This is a genomic window from Kribbella sp. NPDC049174 (assembly GCF_043197365.1).
Lineage (GTDB): Bacteria > Actinomycetota > Actinomycetes > Propionibacteriales > Kribbellaceae > Kribbella.
The window spans coordinates 1,740,903-1,762,816 of record NZ_JBICSZ010000001.1; the positions used below are offsets into that span (position 1 = coordinate 1,740,903).

At 68.8% G+C, this 21,914-nt stretch carries 20 protein-coding genes; 11 read left to right on the forward strand and 9 right to left on the reverse strand.

Translation table 11 applies throughout. The features are described from left to right. The first annotated feature begins 63 nt into the window (after positions 1-63). From ACGFIF_RS08260 to ACGFIF_RS08285, 6 genes are all read left to right on the forward strand, one after another. The gene (locus ACGFIF_RS08260; RefSeq protein ID WP_393152773.1) at positions 64-1,383 is read left to right on the forward strand and encodes an RNA polymerase sigma factor; all 1,320 of its coding nucleotides are present in this window, start codon (positions 64-66) and stop codon (positions 1,381-1,383) included. A gap of 168 nt (positions 1,384-1,551) precedes the next feature. After that, positions 1,552-1,806, forward strand: a complete 255-nt coding sequence (locus ACGFIF_RS08265; RefSeq protein WP_393152775.1) for a DUF6412 domain-containing protein — start codon at positions 1,552-1,554, stop codon at positions 1,804-1,806. Between the two features lie 45 nt (positions 1,807-1,851). Beyond that, positions 1,852-2,529 carry a membrane protein insertase YidC gene (gene yidC, locus ACGFIF_RS08270; RefSeq protein ID WP_393152777.1) on the forward strand — a complete coding sequence of 226 codons (678 nt, stop codon included), beginning with the start codon at positions 1,852-1,854 and terminating at the stop codon, positions 2,527-2,529. A 72-nt stretch (positions 2,530-2,601) separates the two neighbouring features. Further along, positions 2,602-3,735: an ROK family protein gene (locus ACGFIF_RS08275; protein WP_393152779.1), complete on the forward strand. Its 1,134-nt coding sequence runs from the start codon at positions 2,602-2,604 to the stop codon at positions 3,733-3,735. Between the two features lie 35 nt (positions 3,736-3,770). Beyond that, positions 3,771-4,574, forward strand: a complete 804-nt coding sequence (locus tag ACGFIF_RS08280; RefSeq protein WP_393152781.1) for a sugar phosphate isomerase/epimerase family protein — start codon at positions 3,771-3,773, stop codon at positions 4,572-4,574. A gap of 1 nt (position 4,575) precedes the next feature. After that, positions 4,576-5,631, forward strand: a complete 1,056-nt coding sequence (locus ACGFIF_RS08285; RefSeq protein WP_393152783.1) for a Gfo/Idh/MocA family protein — start codon at positions 4,576-4,578, stop codon at positions 5,629-5,631. Between the two features lie 55 nt (positions 5,632-5,686). Here ACGFIF_RS08285 and ACGFIF_RS08290 read toward each other — a convergent pair whose 3' ends face one another. The 5 genes from ACGFIF_RS08290 to ACGFIF_RS08310 all read right to left on the reverse strand — a co-directional run bounded on the left by ACGFIF_RS08290 (position 5,687) and on the right by ACGFIF_RS08310 (position 9,812). Beyond that, on the reverse strand, positions 5,687-7,162 hold the full coding sequence (locus tag ACGFIF_RS08290; RefSeq protein ID WP_393152785.1) for a sensor histidine kinase: 1,476 nt from the start codon (positions 7,160-7,162) through the stop codon (positions 5,687-5,689). Next, on the reverse strand, positions 7,162-7,863 hold the full coding sequence (locus tag ACGFIF_RS08295; protein ID WP_393152787.1) for a response regulator transcription factor: 702 nt from the start codon (positions 7,861-7,863) through the stop codon (positions 7,162-7,164). Before ACGFIF_RS08295 ends, ACGFIF_RS08290 begins: the two co-directional genes overlap by 1 nt. A gap of 73 nt (positions 7,864-7,936) precedes the next feature. Then, the gene (locus ACGFIF_RS08300; protein ID WP_393152789.1) at positions 7,937-8,479 is read right to left on the reverse strand and encodes a hypothetical protein; all 543 of its coding nucleotides are present in this window, start codon (positions 8,477-8,479) and stop codon (positions 7,937-7,939) included. A 171-nt stretch (positions 8,480-8,650) separates the two neighbouring features. Next, positions 8,651-9,196 (reverse strand): DUF5666 domain-containing protein, encoded by a 546-nt coding sequence (locus ACGFIF_RS08305; RefSeq protein WP_393152791.1) that lies wholly within the window; start codon positions 9,194-9,196, stop codon positions 8,651-8,653. A gap of 130 nt (positions 9,197-9,326) precedes the next feature. Continuing rightward, the gene (locus ACGFIF_RS08310) at positions 9,327-9,812 is read right to left on the reverse strand and encodes a DUF456 domain-containing protein (RefSeq protein ID WP_393152793.1); all 486 of its coding nucleotides are present in this window, start codon (positions 9,810-9,812) and stop codon (positions 9,327-9,329) included. Positions 9,813-9,854: 42 nt separating this feature from the next. Here ACGFIF_RS08310 and ACGFIF_RS08315 point away from each other — a divergent pair, with 42 nt between their 5' ends. Then, positions 9,855-11,867, forward strand: coding sequence for a glycogen debranching N-terminal domain-containing protein (locus tag ACGFIF_RS08315; protein WP_393152795.1), 2,013 nt, complete (start codon positions 9,855-9,857; stop codon positions 11,865-11,867). 8 nt (positions 11,868-11,875) lie between these two features. Here the strand turns inward: ACGFIF_RS08315 and ACGFIF_RS08320 are convergent, their stop codons facing one another. After that, a complete protein-coding gene (locus ACGFIF_RS08320; RefSeq protein WP_393152797.1) occupies positions 11,876-12,499 on the reverse strand; it encodes a LysE family translocator in 624 nt (207 codons plus the stop codon). Positions 12,500-12,585: 86 nt separating this feature from the next. Here ACGFIF_RS08320 and ACGFIF_RS08325 point away from each other — a divergent pair, with 86 nt between their 5' ends. Beyond that, on the forward strand, positions 12,586-14,061 hold the full coding sequence (locus tag ACGFIF_RS08325) for a PLP-dependent aminotransferase family protein (protein ID WP_393152799.1): 1,476 nt from the start codon (positions 12,586-12,588) through the stop codon (positions 14,059-14,061). A 91-nt stretch (positions 14,062-14,152) separates the two neighbouring features. Here ACGFIF_RS08325 and ACGFIF_RS08330 read toward each other — a convergent pair whose 3' ends face one another. Beyond that, the gene (locus ACGFIF_RS08330) at positions 14,153-14,398 is read right to left on the reverse strand and encodes a hypothetical protein (RefSeq protein WP_242002135.1); all 246 of its coding nucleotides are present in this window, start codon (positions 14,396-14,398) and stop codon (positions 14,153-14,155) included. A gap of 576 nt (positions 14,399-14,974) precedes the next feature. Between ACGFIF_RS08330 and ACGFIF_RS08335 the strand changes: the two genes are divergently transcribed. Beyond that, positions 14,975-17,059, forward strand: a complete 2,085-nt coding sequence (locus tag ACGFIF_RS08335; protein ID WP_393152801.1) for a type IIA DNA topoisomerase subunit B — start codon at positions 14,975-14,977, stop codon at positions 17,057-17,059. 27 nt (positions 17,060-17,086) lie between these two features. Here ACGFIF_RS08335 and ACGFIF_RS08340 read toward each other — a convergent pair whose 3' ends face one another. Beyond that, the gene (locus ACGFIF_RS08340) at positions 17,087-17,632 is read right to left on the reverse strand and encodes a hypothetical protein (protein ID WP_393152803.1); all 546 of its coding nucleotides are present in this window, start codon (positions 17,630-17,632) and stop codon (positions 17,087-17,089) included. Positions 17,633-17,865: 233 nt separating this feature from the next. On the opposite strand from ACGFIF_RS08340, the gene ACGFIF_RS08345 reads away from it, so the two are divergent. Further along, positions 17,866-18,510 carry an HAD family hydrolase gene (locus ACGFIF_RS08345; protein ID WP_393152805.1) on the forward strand — a complete coding sequence of 215 codons (645 nt, stop codon included), beginning with the start codon at positions 17,866-17,868 and terminating at the stop codon, positions 18,508-18,510. On the opposite strand, the gene ACGFIF_RS08350 is transcribed toward ACGFIF_RS08345, so the two are convergent. After that, a complete protein-coding gene (locus ACGFIF_RS08350; RefSeq protein ID WP_393152807.1) occupies positions 18,503-20,512 on the reverse strand; it encodes a hypothetical protein in 2,010 nt (669 codons plus the stop codon). The genes ACGFIF_RS08345 and ACGFIF_RS08350 overlap by 8 nt on opposite strands. A gap of 234 nt (positions 20,513-20,746) precedes the next feature. Here ACGFIF_RS08350 and ACGFIF_RS08355 point away from each other — a divergent pair, with 234 nt between their 5' ends. After that, entirely contained in the window at positions 20,747-21,853 is a 1,107-nt protein-coding gene (locus ACGFIF_RS08355) for a LacI family DNA-binding transcriptional regulator (protein WP_393152809.1), read from the forward strand. The last annotated feature ends 61 nt before the right edge of the window (positions 21,854-21,914 follow it).

Sequence of the window (21,914 nt, forward strand, 5' to 3'; positions counted from 1 at the left end):
TCGCCAGCACCAACAACGTCGTACCGCCGTATTACAAACCCTGCGTCAGACGAGAGGTAATTCGTGTCGTCCAGCTCGTCCGAGAATCTTCCCGCCGAGTCAGCCCGGGCCGTGGCCGCCACTGCCCGCAGCACGGCTCCGAGGACCAGCGCCCGAGTGACCGAGTCGCCCGCCAAGAAGGCGGCCGTGAAGAAGGCCGCGGCCAAGTCTGCTGCCGCCACCAAGGAGGACGGTATCCCCGCGAAGAAGGCCGCCGCGAAGAAGGCGCCGGCGAAGAAGGCCGTCTCCGAAGCCGGTTTGGCGATTGATCCCAAGACCGGCAAGCCGCGCGCGCTGGACGAGGTCGACGAGGCCGACTTCAGCCCTGACGCCGTGAAGCCGCTGGAGAAGGAGCTCACCGAGGACGAGGGCTTCGTCGTCTCCGAGGCCGACGAGACCGACGAGCCCGAGCAGCAGGTCATGGTCGCCGGTGCGACCGCCGACCCGGTGAAGGACTACCTGAAGCAGATCGGCAAGGTCCCGCTGCTGAACGCCGAGCAGGAGGTCGAGCTCGCCAAGCGGATCGAGGCCGGCCTGTTCGCCGAGGAGCAGTTGGGCGACGAGGCCGCCAAGCTCAAGGACAAGGTCCGCGACGAGTACGACTGGATCTCCGAGGACGGCCGCCGCGCGAAGAACCACCTGCTCGAGGCCAACCTGCGCCTGGTGGTGTCGTTGGCCAAGCGCTACACCGGCCGCGGCATGCTGTTCCTGGACCTGATCCAGGAGGGCAACCTGGGCCTGATCCGTGCGGTCGAGAAGTTCGACTACACCAAGGGCTACAAGTTCTCGACGTACGCCACCTGGTGGATCCGGCAGGCGATCACCCGCGCGATGGCCGACCAGGCCCGCACCATCCGGATCCCGGTGCACATGGTCGAGGTCATCAACAAGCTGGCCCGCGTCCAGCGGCAGATGCTGCAGGACCTCGGGCGCGAACCCACTCCGGAAGAGCTCGCCAAGGAGCTCGACATGACCCCGGAGAAGGTCATCGAGGTGCAGAAGTACGGCCGCGAGCCGATCTCCCTGCACACTCCGCTCGGTGAGGACGGCGACTCCGAGTTCGGCGACCTGATCGAGGACTCCGAGGCGATCGTGCCGGCCGAGGCGGTCTCGTTCACCTTGCTGCAGGAGCAGTTGCACGCTGTCCTGGACACGCTGTCCGAGCGCGAGGCGGGTGTCGTCTCGATGCGGTTCGGTCTGACCGACGGCCAGCCGAAGACGCTGGACGAGATCGGCAAGGTCTACGGGGTGACCCGGGAGCGGATCCGGCAGATCGAGTCCAAGACGATGTCGAAGTTGCGTCACCCGTCCCGCTCGCAGGTTCTGCGGGACTACCTGGACTAGGGCGTGTCCAAGGGTCCCCCGCCTACTGCGCGGCACTCGGCACGGTATCTCGCCGCACTGGAGCAAAGGCCACGATGGAACCGCATCGAGGCCCTCACTCCAGCACGCCGAGCTACCGCACCGAGCACCTGCTCGCTACGGCGCGGGACCCTTAGACACGCCCCATCGATGGGCCAGTGGATCGCCGGCGTGCTCGCGCTGGTGATCCCTGTCCTCGACACGGCTTCACTGGCCGCCGCCGTTCTCACGGCGGCGGCCTTGCTGTTCACACTGCTGCTGGTCGCCCGGACGTCCGCGCCCGCGACCGCTCCACTTCTCGCGATCGCCACCTCGGTCCGTGAAGTCGCCGAGGAGACCGCGTTCCTGCGGCTTCGCGATCCCGACGCCGCCGGACGGCCCCGCCCACGAGCACCCGGACGGTAGAGCGCTGCCTCGCTCACCGTTCCGTCTCACTCGTGGAGTTTTGCCATGCCTTCTTTCCTGGAGGCACCGGTCGCCGGTGCCTATCACCTGATCACCTCACTCGTCACCGCCATCGAGCCGCTCACCGGTGCCTACGCCGCGGTCATCGCGATCGTCTTGTGCACTCTCGCCGTACGCCTGCTGCTTCTGCCGCTCAGCCTCAGGGCACATCGTGGGCTGAAAGCCCGTGCCGAGCTGATGCCTCAACTTCGTGAGATCACCCAACGCCATCAGAAAGATCCGGAGCGGGTACGGCGTGAGGTCGCGAAGCTGCAGGCGGAGTCGGGGACGACGCTGTTCGCCGGGTTCCTGCCCATGCTCGCGCAGCTGCCGTTCTTCTGGTTGATGTACACGCTGTTCTCCCGCGCGGCGGTGGCGGGGGAGTCGAACCAGCTGATCAGCGGCAGCCTGCTCGGTGCGCCGCTCGGTCAGCACTGGCCGGTCCTCACCGGGACGCCGGCGTTCCTCGCGCTCGCCGTACTGCTCGCGGTCGTCGCGTTCTTCTCCGCCCGCCTGCAAGTGCGCCAGCTGGACGAGACCGCAACCCCGCTGACTCGGCGGCTCGCTCAGCTCCTCCCGTTCGGCACGTTGGCGACGGCGGCCTTCGTCCCGCTCGCCGCTGGGCTGTACCTCCTCACGACCACCACGTGGACCGTGGTGGAACGCACCATCCTTCAGCGCTGAACTTCGTTGCTCCCGATGAGGAGATTCTGATACGGTCTTTAATAAAGCCGGTTTCATAACGACTGGGGACCAATGCACGCTGAGCGCTCGGAGAACCAGGTCGCCTGCCTGCGACTCCTGGCCGACGCCGATGCCGCCCAGACGGTCGGGGCCATCAGCGCGGGGACCGGACTGTCGCGACCCACCGTGCATGCTGTCCTCGACGACCTTCTCGAGGCGGGTCTGGTGGTGTCCACCGAGCCGTCGGCCGCCGGGCCAGGACGGCCCGCGCGGGCCTTTCGGTTCGCCGGGGAGGCTGGGCTTGTCGCCGGTGTGGACCTCGGCCCGCGCGGGGCACGGGCCGTCATCTGCGACCTGTCCGGCCGCCGGCTGGGCTACACCGAGCTGAAGCGCGACCGGCGCGCCGAGGTCTCGATGATCCAGCGCGCAGTCCACGCCGCGGCCGAAGAGAGCTCGATCGATGTCGGGCGACTTCGTGCGGTCGGCGTCGCTCTGCCCGGTGTGATCGAGACGAGCGGTCACCTGCGCGCCAGTCTCGCGCTGCCCGAACTGGTCGGCCTGCCGATCGCGGAGACCGTGTCCCAGGACTTGGGCTGTCCAGTGGCCGTCGACAACGACATCAAGCTGGCCGCACTCGCCGAGCAGCGCGGCGGCTCCGGGCGCGGGTACTCCGATGTCGTCTACCTCCAGATCGGTCGCCGGTTGTCCGTGTCGATCGTCCTGAACGGAGTCATCCGGCAAGGACGCCACCGCCTCGCCGGTGAACTCGGCGCGCAGCGAGGGATGCGCTGGACCCGCAATGCGCAGCGGGGCCAGTTGACCTGGACATCACACCCGACGGGTGAGGCCGTCCTGTCGGCGGCAGCCGGCGGCGATCCGGCCGCCCAGGCAGAGGTCGAGGACTTCTGCGAGCAGATCGCCGGACGCATCGCCACCGTGCTGCTGGTCGTCGATCCGGAGGTCGTGGTCGTGCGGGGCGGGCTCCCGCAGCACACCGGCGCGCTCCTTCGTCCGCTCGCGGCCGCGGTCGAGAAGGAGCTGGTCTTCCCCGAGCGCCCACCGTTCGTCGCCTCGGCCCTGGGCCGTGAGGCCGTGGTGCTCGGGGCGGCCGGAAACGCGTTCGACCAGTTCAGTTCCGCCATCTACGGGGTTCACGACTACCCGAGTCCGTGGATCCAGCTCACCAACGAGAGGACCAGTAAGTGAAGCTAGGAGTCAGCTCATACTGCTTTCGCGGGCTCATGGCCAGCGGCGAGATGGACCTGATCGCTGTCCTGGATTGGGTCGCGAAATCGCCGGCCGGGCATCTCGAGATCGCCGCCATGGACGGGGAGTACTACCTGGAGCGCGACGACGTCGTGCGCGATACGGCCAAGCACGCCGATGATGTCGGCGTACCGATCGTGAACTACCTGGTCAGTGGCGACCTGCGGACGGCGGAGGACAAGGAGATCGACCGCCTCCGCCGGCAACTGGATGTCGCGCACCGGTTCGGAGCACGCATCTTCCGGCACGACGTCGCCCCGTGGGCCTGGCGTGAACAGGACCCGGAGGAGTTCGAGACGACGTTCGAGCAGGTCGTGGAAGGCTGCCGTGCCGTCGCCGACCATGCCGCCGAGCTGGGCATCGTGTCGACGATCGAGAACCACGGCTTCTTCATGAACGGCAGCGACCGGCTGGCCCGGCTGGTCCACGCCGTGGATCGCCCGAACTTCCGGGTCACCCTCGACCTCGGCAACGGACTCTGCGTCGGCGAGGTGCCCGGCAAGACCGCCGCCGGACTACTCGACATCGCGGCCTCCGTGGGCGTGAAGGACTTCCACATCCGCCGGTCGGCAGGGGACGGCTGGCTCAAGACGCTGGCCGGGGACTACCTGCTCGGCACGATCTCAGGACACGGCGACCTGGACCTGGCGGGTTTGCTTGCTCTGGTCGGCACCAAGCCCGACCTTCCGGTGAGCCTCGAGTTCGAGGGCCTGGAGTCGACTCCGGACGCCATCGAGCGCTCGCTCAACAACATCCTCAGACTGGCAGGAGCTGCCTGACATGACGACCCGAATTGCTGTCATCGGTGTGGGTGCCATCGCGACCCAGCACCTGATCTCGTACCAGCAGAACCCACAGGCCGAGCTGGTGGCCGTGTGCGACATCGACCGGACACGGGCCAAGGCGCGAGCCGACGAGTTCGGCGTACCGCGGGCGACGGATGTCGTCGACGAGGTCCTGAACGATCCCGATGTCGACGCCGTCAGCATCTGCGTGCCGAACCTCCTGCACGCGAAGATCGCGGAGGCGGCGCTGCGGGCCGGCAAGGACGTGCTAGTGGAGAAGCCGATGTCGGTGACGGTCGAGGAGGCCGAGTCGCTGGTCCGCGCGACCCAGGAGACCGGGCAGGCGCTGCAGATCGGCTACGTCCGGCGCCACGCCCCGAATGCCTTGGTGGCCAAGCGTTTCCTGGACGAGGGCGAGTTCGGTGACATCTACGCGGCGCGGGCCACGATCATCCGTGCCGCCGGCAACCCCGGTGGCTGGTTCGGCGACGTCGACATCTCGGGTGGTGGCCCGCTGATCGACCTGGGTGTCCACATCATCGACCTGTGCTGGTACCTGATGGGCATGCCGACCGTGGTCTCGGTGTCCGGAGCGACGTTCTCCCCGCTCGGTGCCCGGGACAACATCCAGCACCTCTCCCGGTACCGGGCCGCGTCCGAGTCGCGGGTGAACAATGTCGAGGACTACGCGACCGCGCAGGTCCGGTTCGAGAACGGGGCGGTCCTCGACGTGGACACGTCGTACTCCCTGCACGCGCGGAACTCGACGAGTGTGAAGATCCACGGCGACAAGGGCGGGGCGGAGATCGAGCCCGAGCTGCTGATGATCACCGAGCGCCACGACACCCTTCTGCACATCCAGCCGCAGATCGACTCACTCGGGTTCGACTTCACCGTCGGGTTCGCCAACCAGATCGACCACTTCCTGCGGATCTGCCGCCGGGAGATCCCGGCCGACGCCACGGCGGAGCAGGGCCTGGAGATGGCTCGCATCCTGACGGCGATCTACGAGTCCGCCAGGATCGGCTCCGAGGTGGCCGTCACTCGCTGACCGAAGACGGCTTCAGCTACGGGCCGACCGGGCCTCGAGACCGCACACCAGTGCACTAAGTGCTCAGCGGCAGGTGAACGGTGAAGGTCGCGCCATGGGGGACGGTGTCGGTGACGACGACCCGTCCCCGATGCGCGGCGACCAGGGCGGCGACGATCGAGAGTCCGAGGCCGGAGCCGCCGGTGGTGCGGGCGCGGGCCGAGTCGGCGCGGTAGAAGCGTTCGAAGACGCGGGCCTTCTGCTCGTCGGTCAGCCCGGGACCGGTGTCACTCACCTCGAGAATCGCCGCGCCGTCGCGGGTGCCGACCGAGACTGTGATGGGTGCGTCGGCTGGGGTGTGATGGAGTGCGTTGCTGACCAGGTTGCCGAGCACCTGGCGCAGGCGCGCCTCGTCGCCCTCGACGACTGGTGCTTCGGAGTCCGGCAGGATCTTCAGTGAGATGTCCCGGTTCGGCTGCATCGCCTGGGCGTTGTGCAACGCGTCCGCCGCGACCGGCAGCAGGTCGACCGGTTCCATCTTCAGCGGCCGCTGTTGATCCAGGCGGGCCAGCAGGAGCAGGTCGTCGACGAGCAGGCCCATCCGCTTGGCCTCGTCCTCGATCCGCCGCATGGTGTCCGATTCCGTCGTGTCGCCACGCTGCCGGCTGAGCTCCGCGAACCCACGGATGGAGGTCAGTGGTGTCCGCAGTTCGTGCGAGGCATCCGCGACGAACCGCCGCATCCGGTCTTCGGACTGCCTGGCCGCGTCCTCGGAACGGCGGGCGGCGAACTCCGACGCGGTTCGCTGGGCGAACGCATTCTCGATCTGTCCGAGCATCTGGTTCAGCGCGAGTGACAGTCGCCCGACCTCGGTGCGCGGATCGCGCTGCGGCACTCGTTGGCTCAGGTCGCCACCCGCGATCGCGACGGCCGTGTGCTCGACGTCCTCGAGTCCGCGCAGACTTCGCCGTACGACGTAGGTCCCGACGCCGGCCAGCAGCACGAGCAGGATGACGGCGGCCGCGGCTTGTACTCCGATCAGCCGCTGGATCGTGCGATCCATGTCGCCGAGGCTCTGAGCCACCGTCACCGAACCATTGCCGTTGTCCAGCGGCAACGCCACGACGCGCCACGTCGCGCTGCCGGACACGGCGTCGGTGTTGAACGGCTTCCCCTCGAGGGCGCGCACCTGGTTGAGGTTGAGTTTCGGCAGGTCCGGCAGCGGCTCGGTCTCGGCCAGCGGTGCCCGGAACGGCGACTCGTCAGGGGTGCCCTCGGAGTCGTTGAACTGGATCACGATGAGGCTCGGCAGCGGCCGGTTCCGGCCAGGACCGGGCCGGGGCGGCCGATTGGACTGGCCGTCGTCCTGCTGGAAGGCGGCGGCCGTCTTCGTCAGTTGGGTGTCGACCCGGTCGACCAGGTAGCCGCGCATGATCGTCGTCGCCAGCACACCGGAGGCGAGAAGGGCCAGCGCCACCAGCGTCAGGAGTACGACGACGATGGTGACGCGGAGGGGGTACCGGTCGGTGAAACGCCGGTGGGTGAGCTGCATCAGTTGGGGCCTCGCGGCGTGCGCAGGACATAGCCGACGCCCCGGACGGTGTGCAGGAGCTTCTGGTCGCCGGTGTCGACCTTGCGGCGCAGGTATGACATGTACGACTCGACCACGCCCGCGTCACCGGCGAAGTCGTAGTTCCAGACCGCCGACAGGATCTGGCCCTTCGACATCACCCGCTCGGCGTTCTCCAGCAGGCAGCGCAGCAGCTTGAACTCGGTGAGCGACAACTGAACGGCCTGGCCGGACTTGAAGACCTCGTAGCTGTCCTCGTTCAGCTCCAGGTCGGCATACCGCAGTACGGCGGCCTCGGTCGTGGTCTGCTCGCGGTGACCGGACCGGCGGAGCAGGGCACGAACCCGGGCGACCAGCTCGTCCAGGCTGAACGGCTTGGTGACGTAGTCGTCCCCGCCGGTGTGGAGGCCGAGCACCTTGTCCTCGACCGCATCGCGAGCGGTGAGGAACAGCACCGGCACGTGCCGGTCCTCACTGCGCAGTCGGCGGACCACCTCGAAGCCGTCTAGGCCGGGCATCATCACGTCCAGCACGACCAGGTCGGGTTCCACCTCCCGGGCCTTGCGCAGCGCCTCGGCGCCGTGGGTCGCCGTGGTGACCTCGTACCCGGCGAAACGCAGACTCGCGGACAGCAGCTCGACGATGTTCGGCTCGTCGTCGACCACCAGCAGATGCGGGCTCATGCCCTCAGTCTGCCGCTCCTACCCGTGGGAGGCCTGGAAGGTTCCTGGCAATCAGCTGTGAGTCGCCACGTGCTCAGCGGGGACCGCGGCCGAACCCCCACTTCTCGCCGGCGGCCTGCCGGACAGTGCCGTCGTTGATCGAGGCGGCGGTGGCCTTGCCGTCGGCGACCACGGCCGACACGGTGACCGAATTGCCGGTCTTCACGTCGTCGATGCCGTCCCGGGCAGCGTTCACCAAGGTGTCCTCGGTGATCGTATAGGTCCGGCTGTAGCCGTCCTCGCTCTTGACCGTGATCGAGTCCTGGCTGACGGCCATCACCTCGCCGCGCTGGGTGGCGACGGTCTGGTAGCTCCCGTCGTCCTTCTTGACCACGAACTCGCCGTGCAGCGCGCCGCCGAGGCCGAACTGGCCGCGGTGACCGGGCCCACCCTTGCCGGGCTCAGCCGGCCGGTCCGGCGTGGTGGACGGAGTGGACGGGGAGGCCGAGGGCGATGGGGTCGGGTCCGCGTTGGACGATGCCCACGCCACTCCGCCGGCCATGCTGGTGGCCACCACCGCTGCCGCCGTGCCGGCCAGTCGCCAGCGATTCTCGATGAGCTTCTGGTACGACGCCATGCTGAAGTACCTTCCGTACTGCGTGCCAGGCCGAGCACCTGGCACTGGTCCATCCCACCCTGCCTCGCCAACCTTGGACGAAGCTCCGGTGCGGATAAGAAAACCCTGGCAATCGCACGGACGCGGAGAGTGAGGACCGGCGATTGCCGGTCCTCACCCGCGCGGCTGCTACTACTTCGTCGGCGTGGCGCTCGGCGTCGAGCCCTCCGGCTGGCGTTCCTCGGAACCAGGCTTGGCGCCCCGCTCCGGCCGGTCGGTGCTGTCGCTGATCGTCGTGGCGGTCGCCGTACCGTCGGAGACCACCGCCCGGACCCGGACCGTCTCGCCGGTCGTGATGTCGGCGATCTTCCCGTCGCGGTTGACCTTGGTGTCCGCGTTGACCGTGTACGTCCGGCTGTAGCCGTCGGCGCTCTTGACCGTGATCGAGGTCGCGCTGACCGCGGTCACCTCACCCTTCTGGGTCGCGACGGTCTCGTAGCCGCCGCCGTCCTTCGCGGTCACGAACTCACCGTGCAGCGCGTCGCCGAACTGGCCGCCGCGCGGGCCGGGGCCCTTGTCCTGCTGAGGTGCGTTCTGCTGGGTCCCGGTCGAGGGTGCGGGAGTGTTGTCGCCCGTGGACGCCCACGCGACGCCGCCGGCGACGGTAGTCGCCGCCACCGCGGCGACCGTGCCGGCCGCCCGCCAGCGGTTGTCGATGAGCTTCTGGTGCAACGCCATGCTGTCGTGCCTTCCGTTGCGCGCCGGGAGGATGCCCAGCGCTGGTCCTTCCCACCGTCACCGGCAGACCTGGCACGGCCCTTGGGCGGCTCTGGAAAAACCCTGGCAATCGCAAGGCTGCACAGCGTGACTAGACCAGGAACAGTACGGCGGTCAGCCAGACGGCCGCGGCGAGCGACGTACCGATGACCTCGATCAGGATCGACAGGCCGGTCGCCCGCAACGCGTGCTTGGTGGACTGCCAGGCGTTGGCGTGGGCGCCGAGCCGCTGCCGTTCGGACAGGTAGACGCCGAGCGGGAAGCCGACGAACATGCCGACCACCGGGATCACGAAGAATCCGACGATGCCGAGCAGCACGCCGACCACCATGGAGCGCCGTGGCACTCCCGATTCCCGCAGTCGCCGCTCCGGTACGACGTACTTGACCACCTGGCTGGCACCGATCAGGACGACCGCGGCGGCCAGCACGATCCAGCCGGTCGGGCTCTGCTCCTCCAGCGCCCAGACCAGGATCGCCGCCAGGCTCAGCAGGGCGCCGGGCAGGATCGGGATGACGATGCCCAGGATGCCGACGAAGATCGCCACCCCGACCAGGAGCGTCGCAACACTGTTCACCCGGACCACTCTGCCGCAAAACCGGCCCCCTAGTGTGGACACATGCCTCAGTTGCATGAACTCGTCACCGCACTCGCCGCGCCCTGGGTGGTTCTGTCGCCGCGCTCGGGTCAGCTCACCGGCTCCGGCGCGGAGGGGGTCTACGCCCGCGACCGGCGGATCCTGTCCCGGCTCAGCGTCACGATCGACGGCGCGCCGCCGGTCCCGATCCACGCGGACGAACGCACCGCCGCGTCCCATGAGTACGTCGCTGTGGTCGAAGGACTGGGCGACTCCAACCGGCACGACCCGACCGTGATGCTGTACCGCACCCGTGAGGTCGGCACCGACGGGATGACCGAGCGGATCAGACTGGTGAACCGGTCCCGCGCGACGGTTCAGTGCCGCCTGGACGTTGCCCTCGGCACCGATCTGGCCGGGACGGCGGCGGTCCGCAGCGGAGCGGCGGCGGACCTGCCCGAGCTCAGTCCGGCGTACGACGGCCCGGCCCGGCTGCACTGGGACAACTCCGGGACCCGGGTGAGTGCTCGCCTCGACCCCGGCGTGACCGCGACACCGCGGCTGGAGCCAGGGGAGGAGTTCACCCTCACCCTGCAGGTCACTGCCGATTTCCCGAAGGGCACCACCGACTTCAGCATCGACCCGCCGGCACCCCAGCCGCCGTACACGTTCGGCGTCGACTGCGACGACAAGCGCGTGGAGCGCTGGGTCGACCGGTCGCTCGCCGACGTGCAGGCGCTGCAGCTCGCCGCTGGCGACAACCGCTACCTCGGCGCCGGACCGCCTTGGTACCTGACGCTCTTCGGCCGTGACTCGCTGATCTCGTCCGGCATGCTGATCCCGGTCGACCCCGAGCTGGCCGCGGGAACGTTGAGAGCACTGGCCGCGCGGCAAGGCACCAAGGTCGACCCGGACTCGGCCGAGCAGCCCGGCAAGATCCCGCACGAGCTCCGCGCCGAGGTCGCCGATCACGGTGGTGGCCTGGTGCTGCCGGCCGCGTACTACGGCACGCACGACGCGACGCAGCTCTGGATCATGACCCTGCACAAGGCCTGGCGCTGGGGCATGCCCGCCGACGAGGTCAGGGACCTGCTGCCGAACCTCACCCGCGCGCTCACCTGGATGAAGGAGTACGCCGACCCGGACGACGACGGCTTCCTCGAGTACGTCGACGAGTCGGGCCACGGCCTGGCCAACCAGGGCTGGAAGGACTCGGCCGACGCGGTGCAGTGGCCGGACGGCACGATCGCCGGCGCACCGATCGCGTTGTGCGAGGTCCAGGGCTATGCCTACGCGGCAGCGGTCAAGGGAGCCGAACTGCTGGAGGCGCACGGCGAGTCCGGCGACGAGTGGCGCGAGTGGGCCTCCGCTCTGCAGGAACGGTTCCGCAGCGCGTTCTGGGTCGACGGTTATCCGGCCATCGCTCTCGACGGCGAGAAGAACCCGGTCCCCGGCCGGGCCTCCAACATGGGCCACCTGCTCGGCACCGGACTACTGGACGCCGAAGAGGAGCAGACCGTGGCCGACGTCCTGGCCGGCACGGACCTGGACAGCGGCTTCGGGCTGCGAACGTTGTCCACGGCAATGACCCGGTTCAACCCACTCGGCTACCACACCGGCAGCGTCTGGCCGCACGACACCGCGATGGCCATCGAGGGTCTGTACGCGACCGGGGACTCGGCCCGCGCATCGTCGTACGTCGAAGGCCTGATCCGGGCCGCGGAAGCATTCGACTACCGGCTGCCGGAGTTGTACGGCGGCCGCGGGCTACTGGAGGAGTCGACGCCGACGCCGTATCCGTTGTCGTGTCGTCCGCAGGCCTGGGCGGCCGCCTCGGCGATCGCGGCGATCGTCGCGGCCTTGGGGATCGAACCGGATGTCCCGGGCGGGACGCTCGTCCTGAACCCGGCGGAGTCGATGCCCTGGGAGTTCCTGCGGGTGTCCGGCCTCCGGCTGGGCGGAGGCGGGCTGTCGCTGCAGTGGCAGTCCGGCGGCGAGGACGGTGCCCCCGGGAAACTGACCGTGCTGGAGGCCCCGGAGAACCTCCAGTACTGACCCGGACATCAGACCGTGAGTACGGCGGCTGTCGCGAGCAGCAGGTAGACGGCGGCGACGATCCGGTTGCGCCACCGGCTCGTCGTACGCACGGAGCGGACGCGGCGGCCGATGGCGTCGGCGCCGACGGCGTAGCAGAGGTCGAGCGACAGTCCGATGATGAGCGCGCCGACACCGAGCAGCAGCATCTCGGTCCGCAACTGGTCGGGTCCGGCGCCGCGGCTGGTGAACTGGGGGAGGAAGGCGAGGAAGAACAGCGCCGCCTTCGGGTTGAGCAGGTTCACCACGACGCCGTCGCGGAAGACCCGGGCGAGCGGTGCGGGCGGGACGCCGCCGGCCGGCTCGGTCGTGGGCGCCTTGAGCATCTTCACGCCGAGGTAGGCCAGGTACAGCGCGCCGGCCAGGGTGATCGCGGTGAACAACGCGGGCGACGCCTTGACCAGTGTCGCCAACCCGAGTGCCGCGACGACGATGTAGACGAGCGTGCCGGTCTCGATCGCGAGGGCGGACACCACTCCGGCCCGGCGTCCCTGGGTGAGGCTGCGGAGCGAGATGTAGAGGTTGTTCGGCCCCGGCATTCCGACCAGTACCACCGTCGTACCGGCGAATCCCAGTAGCTGCGCGATCCCCATGATCTCTCTCCCTCTCGAACTGGACTGCCTTCTGGTACTAGCCTGGCGGCGCGAGAAGCAGTCCACCCGAGCCAATACGAGGAGAAGTGGACCGTTCTGGAGATGCCGCCGTCCTGGCGGACCTGATCGGCGGCCGGCTGACCGGTCGCGGCGGCGGCCTGTACCGCCGGCTGGCCGATGCGATCGCCTCGCTGATCGGTTCGGCCGAGCTCCCGGTCGGCGCCCGCCTGCCCGCCGAACGCCGCCTCGCCGAGGCCCTCGCGGTGAGTCGATCGACCGTCGTCGCGGCGTACGACGAACTGCGTGCGCGCGGCCTGGTGGAGAGCCGCCGGGGGAGCGGTACGACGATCGCGCGCGCCGCGAGCCGTGGTCGTTCACGAGCGGACAAGCGGATGCCGGCCGGGTACGGCGAGTCCCTGTTCCACCGGATCGCGGTCGGTCCGGGCGAGGTCATCTCACTCACGTACGCCGTCGATCCGGGCATGCCGGAGCTCGCCGGCGAACTGATCGACCTGGCCACCAGCGACCTGCCCACGCTGCTCGACGACGTCGGCTACCACCCGCGTGGACTGGAGGTGCTGCGGGAGCGGATCGCCGAGCACTTCGACGAGTCAGGTCTGCCGACGTCACCTGACGAGATCGTGGTGACCACGGGTGCGCATCAAGCGATCGCTTTGGTGACCCAGATGTATCTGCGGACCGGAGCGGCTGTCGTGATCGAGCAGCCGAGTTGGCCCGGTTGCTTCGACCTGTTCGGTGCGGCCGGTGGGCGGGTGGTCGGCGTACCGCTGGATGACGCCGGGATCCGGCCGGACCTGCTGACGGCCGCGTTCGCAGAGCACCAGCCGGCGATGTTGTTCGTGATGCCGACCTTCCACAACCCGACCGGGCGGCTGATGTCGGCGAACCGGCGACGGCAGGTCGCCGAATTGGCGGCCAAGCATGGCGTGGTGGTTGTCGAGGACAACGCGTACTCGGCGTGGGACCCGGCCGGGCCGTCGATCCCGCCACCGCTGGCGGCGTACGCCCCGGACGGCAGCGAGGTGCTGACGATCGGGTCGGTGTCGAAGGCGGTCTGGGGTGGTCTGCGGATCGGATGGATCCGGGCGTCTCGGCCGTTGGCGGAGCGGCTGGCCCGGCACAAGGCGCTGGCCGATCTCGGGAGTCCGGTGATCGATCAGGCACTCACGGCGCGGCTGCTGCCCCGGTTGGCCGAGCTGACGTCGGCGCGGGCGCGGGTCGCGACGGGGCGGCGGAAGCTGATGGGGCAGTTGCTGACCGAACGACTGCCGGACTGGGAATGGTCGGAGCCCGAAGGTGGGTCCGCGTTGTGGATCCGGCTGCCGGACACCGATGCTCGCGTGTTCGCCCAGGTGGCGCTGCGACACGGTGTCGAGGTGGTGGCCGGCCGGGCGATGGACCCGACAGGTGAGCACGACGACCACCTGCGGGTGCCGTTCGCATACCCGGAGCCGGTGCTCGACGACGCGGTGGATCGGTTGGCACGGGCTTGGCAGGAACTACGCCGCCATGGCCCGCCACCCGACGTACCAATGGTCTGAACATGAAGGATGGCGGCCACCCCTGGTGGGTGACCGCCATCAAGCCTCTATGACTTTGGCGCCGTCGTTGGCGCTTTTATGAAGCTTGGACTTACCGCTCGTCCTCCGCCGCGGCGACGGTCGGAGCGGCCTCGAGCCGGCCCGTCTCGTCGTGGATGGTGATTGCGATGTTGCGCAGCTTCTCCGCGTGTTCCCGGCTGTGGTGGGCGCAGAAGAGCAGCTCCCCACCGCTGGTCAGGGTGACACGGACGTAGGCCTGCGCGCCGCAGCGGTCACAACGGTCCGCAGCCGACAGGGTCGAACTCGGGGCGAGTGCTGTAGTCACTTGAGGCCTCATCTCATCTAGTTCCGTACTCACCAGATAGCAACATCCTGACATGCGGATCGCTTCCCGGTAGGGGCAGCGTGTCCGTATGTGAGACGAACCACCTGTTCCCGTATGACGCATCCTGACGAGGAATCGTTTCGGATGCAGTCGAATTGTTGTTTCCGGCGCGTGTCGGGCGTGTCTTCTCTCACTGTGCGCCATGACATCGTCACAGCGCGCTGATGATCGGAGTGTCGAACACCACTCCGGATCGAGTCCGGATCGATACCTGCACAAACAGCTTCCTCTTCAGTTGTGTGCCCCAGTCGTACCCCGGGCGGCGATGCCGGGCCTTCGGCGCTGACCGGTCCAGGTCGTGGGGCCTCCCGGCCTGGACTGAGGAGCGGAGGGAGCGAAGCGACCGGAGCGACGAGGGAAGGCCGGGAGTCAAGGCCCCATGACCACGCCGGCGCCGGAGGCCCGGCCAAAGGCACCGCCCCGCCTGCCAGGTTTTGGGGGTACGGCGGCATAGGGTGTGAACATGCGTTCGGACCCGGCCGGTCCGGGACGCGGTGCAGTTAGTTTGTGAACCAGTGAAGGAGCCCAGTGGCCGCCCCGACGCCTCGCAGTACCGAGCTCGACCCGACGTACAACGCCCGCCATCTGCTCGTCCTCGAAGGTCTCGAGGCGGTCCGGAAGCGGCCCGGTATGTACATCGGGTCCACCGACAGCCGCGGCCTGATGCACTGCCTGTGGGAGATCATCGACAACGCGGTCGACGAGGCCCTGGCGGGCCACGGCGAGCGGATCGACGTCGTCCTGCACAAGGACGGCTCGGTCGAGGTGAGGGACCGTGCCCGCGGCATCCCGGTCGACATCGAGCCGAAGACGAAGCTGAGCGGTGTCGAGGTCGTGTTCACCAAGCTGCACGCCGGCGGCAAGTTCGGCGGCGGCTCGTACAACGCCTCCGGCGGTCTGCACGGTGTCGGCGCCTCGGTGGTGAACGCGCTGTCCGCGCGACTCGACGTCGAGGTCGACCGCGGTGGTGTGGTCTGGACCACCTCGTTCCGGCGTGGTGTGGCCGGTGAGTTCGATGCCGAGGGTGCGAGCGCCTCCTTCACCCCGGCGAAGGGTCTGCGCAAGGCCGGCCGGGCCAAGAAGGGTGTCACCGGCACCCGGATCCGGTACTGGGCGGACCGGCAGATCTTCACCCGCGACGCGTCCTTCAACTACGACGAGCTGGTCACCCGGGCGCGGCAGACGTCGTTCCTGGTGCCGGGTCTCGAGCTGGTGATCCGGGACGAGCGCGGTGACGAGGTCACCGAGGAGTCGTTCAAGCACGACGGCGGGATCAGCGAGTTCTGCGAGTTCCTGGCCACCGACCAGAAGGTCACCGAGGTGATCCGGCTCAGCGGCACCGGGAACTTCACCGAGACCGTGCCGATGCTGGACGACGCCGGCCACATGACCCCGACCGACGTCGAGCGCGAGCTGGATGTCGACATCGCGGTCCGCTGGGGCGACGGCTACGAGACCGAGCTGCGGTCGTTCGTGAACATCGTGGCCACGCCGAAGGGCGGCACCCACGTGGCCGGCTTCGAGCGGGCCCTGTCGAAGAGCTTCACCAACGCCCTGGACGGCACCCGGCTGCTGAAGAACGGCGAGGAGATCATCAAGGACGACGTCCTCGAGGGTCTGACCTCGGTCGTGACGGTCCGGCTGGCCGAGCCGCAGTTCGACGGCCAGACCAAGGAGGTCCTCGGCACGCCGGCCGCCTCGCGCATCGTCGCGAAGGTCGTGCAGACCGAGCTGGAGGCATTCCTCACCTCGAACAAACGCGAGCACAAGGCGCAGGCCCGCGCCGTACTGGAGAAGGTCGTCGCAGCTTCCCGGACTCGCGTGGCCGCGCGTCAACACCGCGAGCTGCAGCGACGGAAGACGGCGCTCGAGTCGTCGGCCCTGCCGGCCAAGCTGGCGGACTGCCGCAGCAACGACGTGGACCGGTCCGAGCTGTTCATCGTCGAGGGTGATTCGGCCCTCGGTACGGCGAAGCTGGCGCGGAGCTCCGAGTTCCAGGCGCTGCTGCCGATCCGGGGCAAGATCCTGAACGTGCAGAAGGCGTCGGTCGGCGACATGCTGAAGAACGCCGAGTGCGCGTCGATCATCCAGGTGGTCGGGGCCGGGTCGGGTCGCAGCTTCGACCTCGAGCAGGTCCGCTACGGCAAGATCATCTTCATGGCCGACGCCGACTCCGACGGCGCGCACATCCGCTGCCTGCTGGCCACCCTGTTCTTCCGCTACATGCGGCCGCTGGTCGACGCGGGTCGCGTCTACACCGCCGTACCGCCGCTGCACCGGTTCGAGCTGACGAACCCGAAGAAGGGGCAGGAGAAGTACCTGTACACCTACAGCGACGCCGAGTACCAGCGGAAGACGGCCGAGCTGATGAAGAAGGGTGTGCGCTGGAAGGAACCGCCGCAGCGCTACAAGGGTCTCGGTGAGATGGACGCCGACCAGCTGGCCGAGACCACCATGGACCCGCGCCACCGCACCCTGCGCCGGATCACCGTCGACGACGGCGAGGCCGCTGCCCAGGTCTTCGATCTCCTGATGGGCAACGACGTCGCGCCGCGTAAGGAGTTCCTGGTCCAGGGCGCCTACGAACTGGACGAGAACCGCATCGACGTCTGAGTTCTGGCACCCCGGGCGGGCCGCAGGCTAGGTCAGGCCCAGTGCGGCTGTCGTGACCTCGCAGAACAGGGCCAGGTCGCTCTCGGCGTTGGGGTGAGGTCCCTTGTTGACGACGATCTCGCGGCTGACGAACTCCTCGCCGTCGAAGACCTCGTGCAGGACGAGGTAGCCCGCCCCGAGCAGGACGACACCGTCGGCGGTGCGAAGGAGCCCGGCCAGCCCGCGGACGGTGGTTTCGACCGTGTGCAGACCTTCCGGGTCGCCGGAGATGGTGGTGTCGGAAACCGGTCCGGCGGCGCGCCGAAGGACTGTGGCCTGGTTGTCCGGGTTGGTGTAGACGACGGTGACCTGGCTGACGGCGCGGGAGTCGACCGGCTGGTTGGGTGCCAAGAACTCTGTTCCCTTGACAGTGATCGTGGTGTCCACCGCCTGACCGGTGCCGCAGAAGTCACCGTCGGTGAACGATTCCGTGAAGGTGAAGTGAACGGCGCCGGGATTGGCGGCGACGGCCGACGGCATGGCGCCCAGCCCGAGCGCAGCGATGATTCCAACGACCAGTGCGAGCCTACGCATTGGTCCCCTCCCTTCGTGGTGCTGTCCCGGCGGCGGGACGCGTTCGGTCACACACCGAATGCGCGGCGGCACGGGCCCTCCCCGAGCAGAGCGCGACCAGGCGACTCTGCCGCGTTGATGCCAGTGGCATCTTCCCCCGTTGAACGATCGCCGCGGCGGACATGCGCCGGCGGCCCTGATTTCAGCAAACGCCCGGACGCCCATCCTGTAAAGGGATCGGCGATGATGCTTCCATGCACCCGCGGCTGGCCTGCTTCGACCTGGACAACACGCTGATCGATCGCGACGGGGCCTTCTCGGCCTGGGCCAGGTGGTGGGTTGAGCGCTCCGGGCTGGGGGCGGAGGCGGTCGAGTGGTTGGTTGCTCACGACAATGGTGGGTTCACGCCGCGGCCGCAGTTGTTCGCGGGCGTTCGCGAAGCCTTTGGTGTGGTGACGTCGGTCGAAGACCTGGTGGCTGCCTATGACCGAGAGCATCCGGCGTTCACCTGGGTGGAGTCGGCGGTGCTGGACGGTCTCGCTTCGTTGCGTACGGCGGGGTGGCGGGTTTCTGTGGTGACGAACGGGAATGTCGTCCAGCAAACGGGGAAGCTCGAGCACACCGGGATCGCCGAAGCGGTCGACTACTGCTGTATCTCGGAGGCAGCCGGCGTGCGGAAACCTGATGCCCGGATCTTCACGATCGCGGCCGAGGGCGCCGGGGCGACGTTGGATGATGGCTGGATGGTTGGCGACCACCCGTCGTACGACGTTGCCGGTGGGATCAACGCGGGTCTGAGGACGATCAGGGTCGGGAGCCACCACGAGGTCGAGACACCTCGGGCCGATCACCACTTCGACTCGGTGCTCAAGGCGTTCCCGGTGATCCTGGCTAGCTGACTCGTGGTGGCACGATCTGGCCGGGGCTCACCCGACGACCATCCACGGTGATCTCGGTGTGGTCGGGGGAGATGTCCACGTCGATCGTGTGGTCGCGGTAGCGCAGGCCTTGGAGCCGAATGGTGCCGGAGGCAACAGGTTGGGGACGGATCTCCAATGAGCCGTCGGGATGGGGGTGAATGCCGGCCAGGCCGGTGAGGATGGATTCGGCGCCGGTGAGGCCGGCGATGACGTTGATGCGGCGGCCGGTGGCGGGGGCGCCGGGCTTGTCGCAGTAGTGGTCCTGGGGGAAGTACGGGTAGTGGTCGCCCATCCAGAAGAGGCGGCGGAGGACGTCCCACGCGAGTGCCGGCTCACCGCGTTCCCAGAGCGTGAGCGCGAGTTGTGGTGCCTCGCCGGTGTAGGCGCCGGCGCCGGACCAGTCGATGTCAGCCGTCTCGTAGTGCCGCTCGTCCTCGGCGCTCACACTGCTCACGCCGTAGCTGCCGAGGAACGCGCCAGGCCGGATGTGGTTGATCAGGGCTGCGGCGACCTCCGGTGGGCAAGCGCCTGAACGCAGTACGTCGAAGGCCTGGATCGAGTAGGCGAGCTCGGTGTGACCGTCGGGGTAGCGGCTGCGGAACCAGCCGGCGTCGGAGTCCCATAGTTGCCGGATGACCTCGGTCCGGATCTGTTGGGCGGACGTGCGCAACTCGTCGACGGGCAACGTGGCGCCCGACACCTCCGCCAGCTCGGCGAGGGTTTCGAGGGACCACGCGCGCTCGGCGTTGGGGCTCGCGACGACGTGTTCCCAGCCGGCTCCGCGCATCTCGAGGAGATTGCTCTGGTCGCCGTAGTCACGCAGTACGCCGGTCTGGTCGTCCGGACGGAACCGCTTGTCGAGGGCGGTCAGTACGTCGTACAGGCGCGAGATCAGCGTGGGGTCGAGCGGGCGTTCGGCTGCGGCAGCGCGGGTGAGGGCGGTGAGGGACCAGCCGCTGTAGGCGTAGGCGACGCCGAGGCCGGTGCCGTCCGGCGCGATCGCGTAGCGGTCGGTGAGGTCGGCGTCGAGGAAGGCCTCGATCACGTCGGTCACGTGATCGCCGAGCATGAGGCTCAGGAGATTGGGTGCGTAGCCGCCGGTGTCCCAGGCGTAGGAGCACAGCGCGCCACCGTCGAGACCGGAGGTGGCGATGAACGGCGTGGTGACGAACGCCGGGTGATCCCACCAGCACACGAGCCCACTCGCCAGCGAGCGTCGGTAGTACTGCTCGAGTCCTGGGATGTCGCTCTGAAGCGTCGGCACCCGACCGAGTGCCTGGGCCACGCGCTCCTCCCAAACGCGGCTCGCAGTCGCCGCGTCCGCGGCGGGATCGCCGAGTGGTGCCGAGGCGGCAGGGCCCGACGGCTGGATGCCGATGGTGAAGGTGGCTTCGCCACCCGACGCGAGCAGCGCGGTCAGGCCGGTGTGGATCAGGGTGATGGGAGCGTCGAGACCCAGGCCTTGGGCACGTTCGTCGGTCCCGGCGTTGGGCGGGACCCACCCCCATTGGGAGAGGGGGACGTGATGGACGCTGGTAGGGGACAGCGATGGACGGATGCTGAGTTCATGCGGCCGGTCCGAGCGGTTGTGGACGCGGACGGCGAGCACGTAGCCGGGGCTGCCGTGCCGCGGGATGAGCGTGCTTTCGACGGCGAGCGAGATCGGGTGGCCGTCGACGTACTGGTGGTAGGTGCCTCGGCGGACGAGGCGGTCCGGGCGCCAGGTGCCGCCGGACGGGAGGAGGCCGCGGTCGCCCGCTCCCGGTCGGCTGCCGTCCGGGATCCTCCGGCCGTCGAGGTCGAAGGAGATCGTCAGCCGGCTGTCCGGAGCGGCGTGTGGGGGAGTGAACCAGCCACCGACACCGCAGACGGTGCCGGGCAGCTGGGTGACTGTTCCTGTTCCGCTGCCGACCCAGAGCTGTCCGGGCGGCACGGCGCGGCGGAGGTCGAAGGAGAAATCGGGCAGGGAGTACGGCGGCATGGGCGGCCTTCCTGGACGGTGGCGTGCCGGACCGGCCCCGGCAGGTGATCCCGGCCTGCGTAGGACCGGTCCAACACGGTGCCTCGATGGTGGCACGAAGCCATCGAGCACGCAATGGCCTCGGCGGTGAACCCGTTTGCGTGCTGGCTGTTGACGCCGGTCGCGCCCGCTGTTACGTTCCGGTGCTGAAGCCGTTGGACCAGTCCAACGGGCCTGATTCTGGGGAGAGGCCGGATGGCGAAGCTGACGATTCGCGACATCGCCGCGTTGTCCGGCCTGTCCAAGTCCACCGTCTCGCTGGTGCTGAACAACAGCCCGAAGGTGGATCCGGCGACCCGGCGGCACGTGCTCGCGGTGATGCGCCGGCACCGGTACGTGCCGAGTTTCGCGGCGACCGCGCTGGCCAAGGGCAGTACCCGGCTGATCGGGATGGTCGTCCCCGGCCTGTCCTGGCATATGGTTGCCTCGATCAACATCGGGGTGGCCGCGGTGACCGAGCGGAGCGGGTTCGACATCATCCTCTACACCGCGACCAACGACCGCGACTACGGCTCGTTGATCGACCGCGTGCTGACCTCCAGCATGGCCTCGGGCCTGCTCGTGGTGACCGACAAGCAGCCGCTCGAGCCGCTCGTGCAACTGCACCAGGAGGGCATGCCCGTCGTCCTGGTGAACACGATCGGCGCCGAGGTCGACCTGCCGTCGGTGACGGCGGACAACTACGAAGGCGCGCTGACCGCGATGGACCACCTGCTGCAGCTGGGCCATCGACGGATCGCCTGCGTCCAGGGCTGGATGGAGTACACCTGCTGCCAGGACCGCTACCGCGGCTACCTGGACGCGTTGCGCAAGGCAGACATCCAGCCTGATCCCGAGCTGACCAAACCGGGTGACTTCGTGCCCGAGCAGATCCGGGCCCGGTCGCGGGAGTTGTTCGCACTGCCGGCCGAGCAGCGACCGACCGCGGTCTTCGCCCACTCCGATGTCACGGCGTACGGCGTGATGACCGCGGCCGCCGAGACCGGGTTGCGGGTGCCCGAGGACGTGTCGGTGATCGGCTTCGACGACATCGAGTCGGCGGCCCAGATCCGGCCGCCACTGACCACCATCCAGCAGCCGTTCGTGGAGATGGGCAAACGGGCCGCCACCCTGCTGCTCGACGCGATCGGCGGTCCCGACGAGACCGAGACGGAGCAGGACGCCGAGCCGAGCCCGGCCGAGCCGCCCCGCCTCACCATGCCGACCAGCCTGATCGTCCGGTCGAGTTGCGGGCCGGTGCCCGTCGACCGGCCGAGCCAGGGCCGGTCCCACCGCACGTCTGAGCAGCCCACCAAGGCCTGATCCAGGTCCCGCCCGACCACAAGACTCCTGGCGTCCCACGGCGCCGCCCAGCACACAGAGC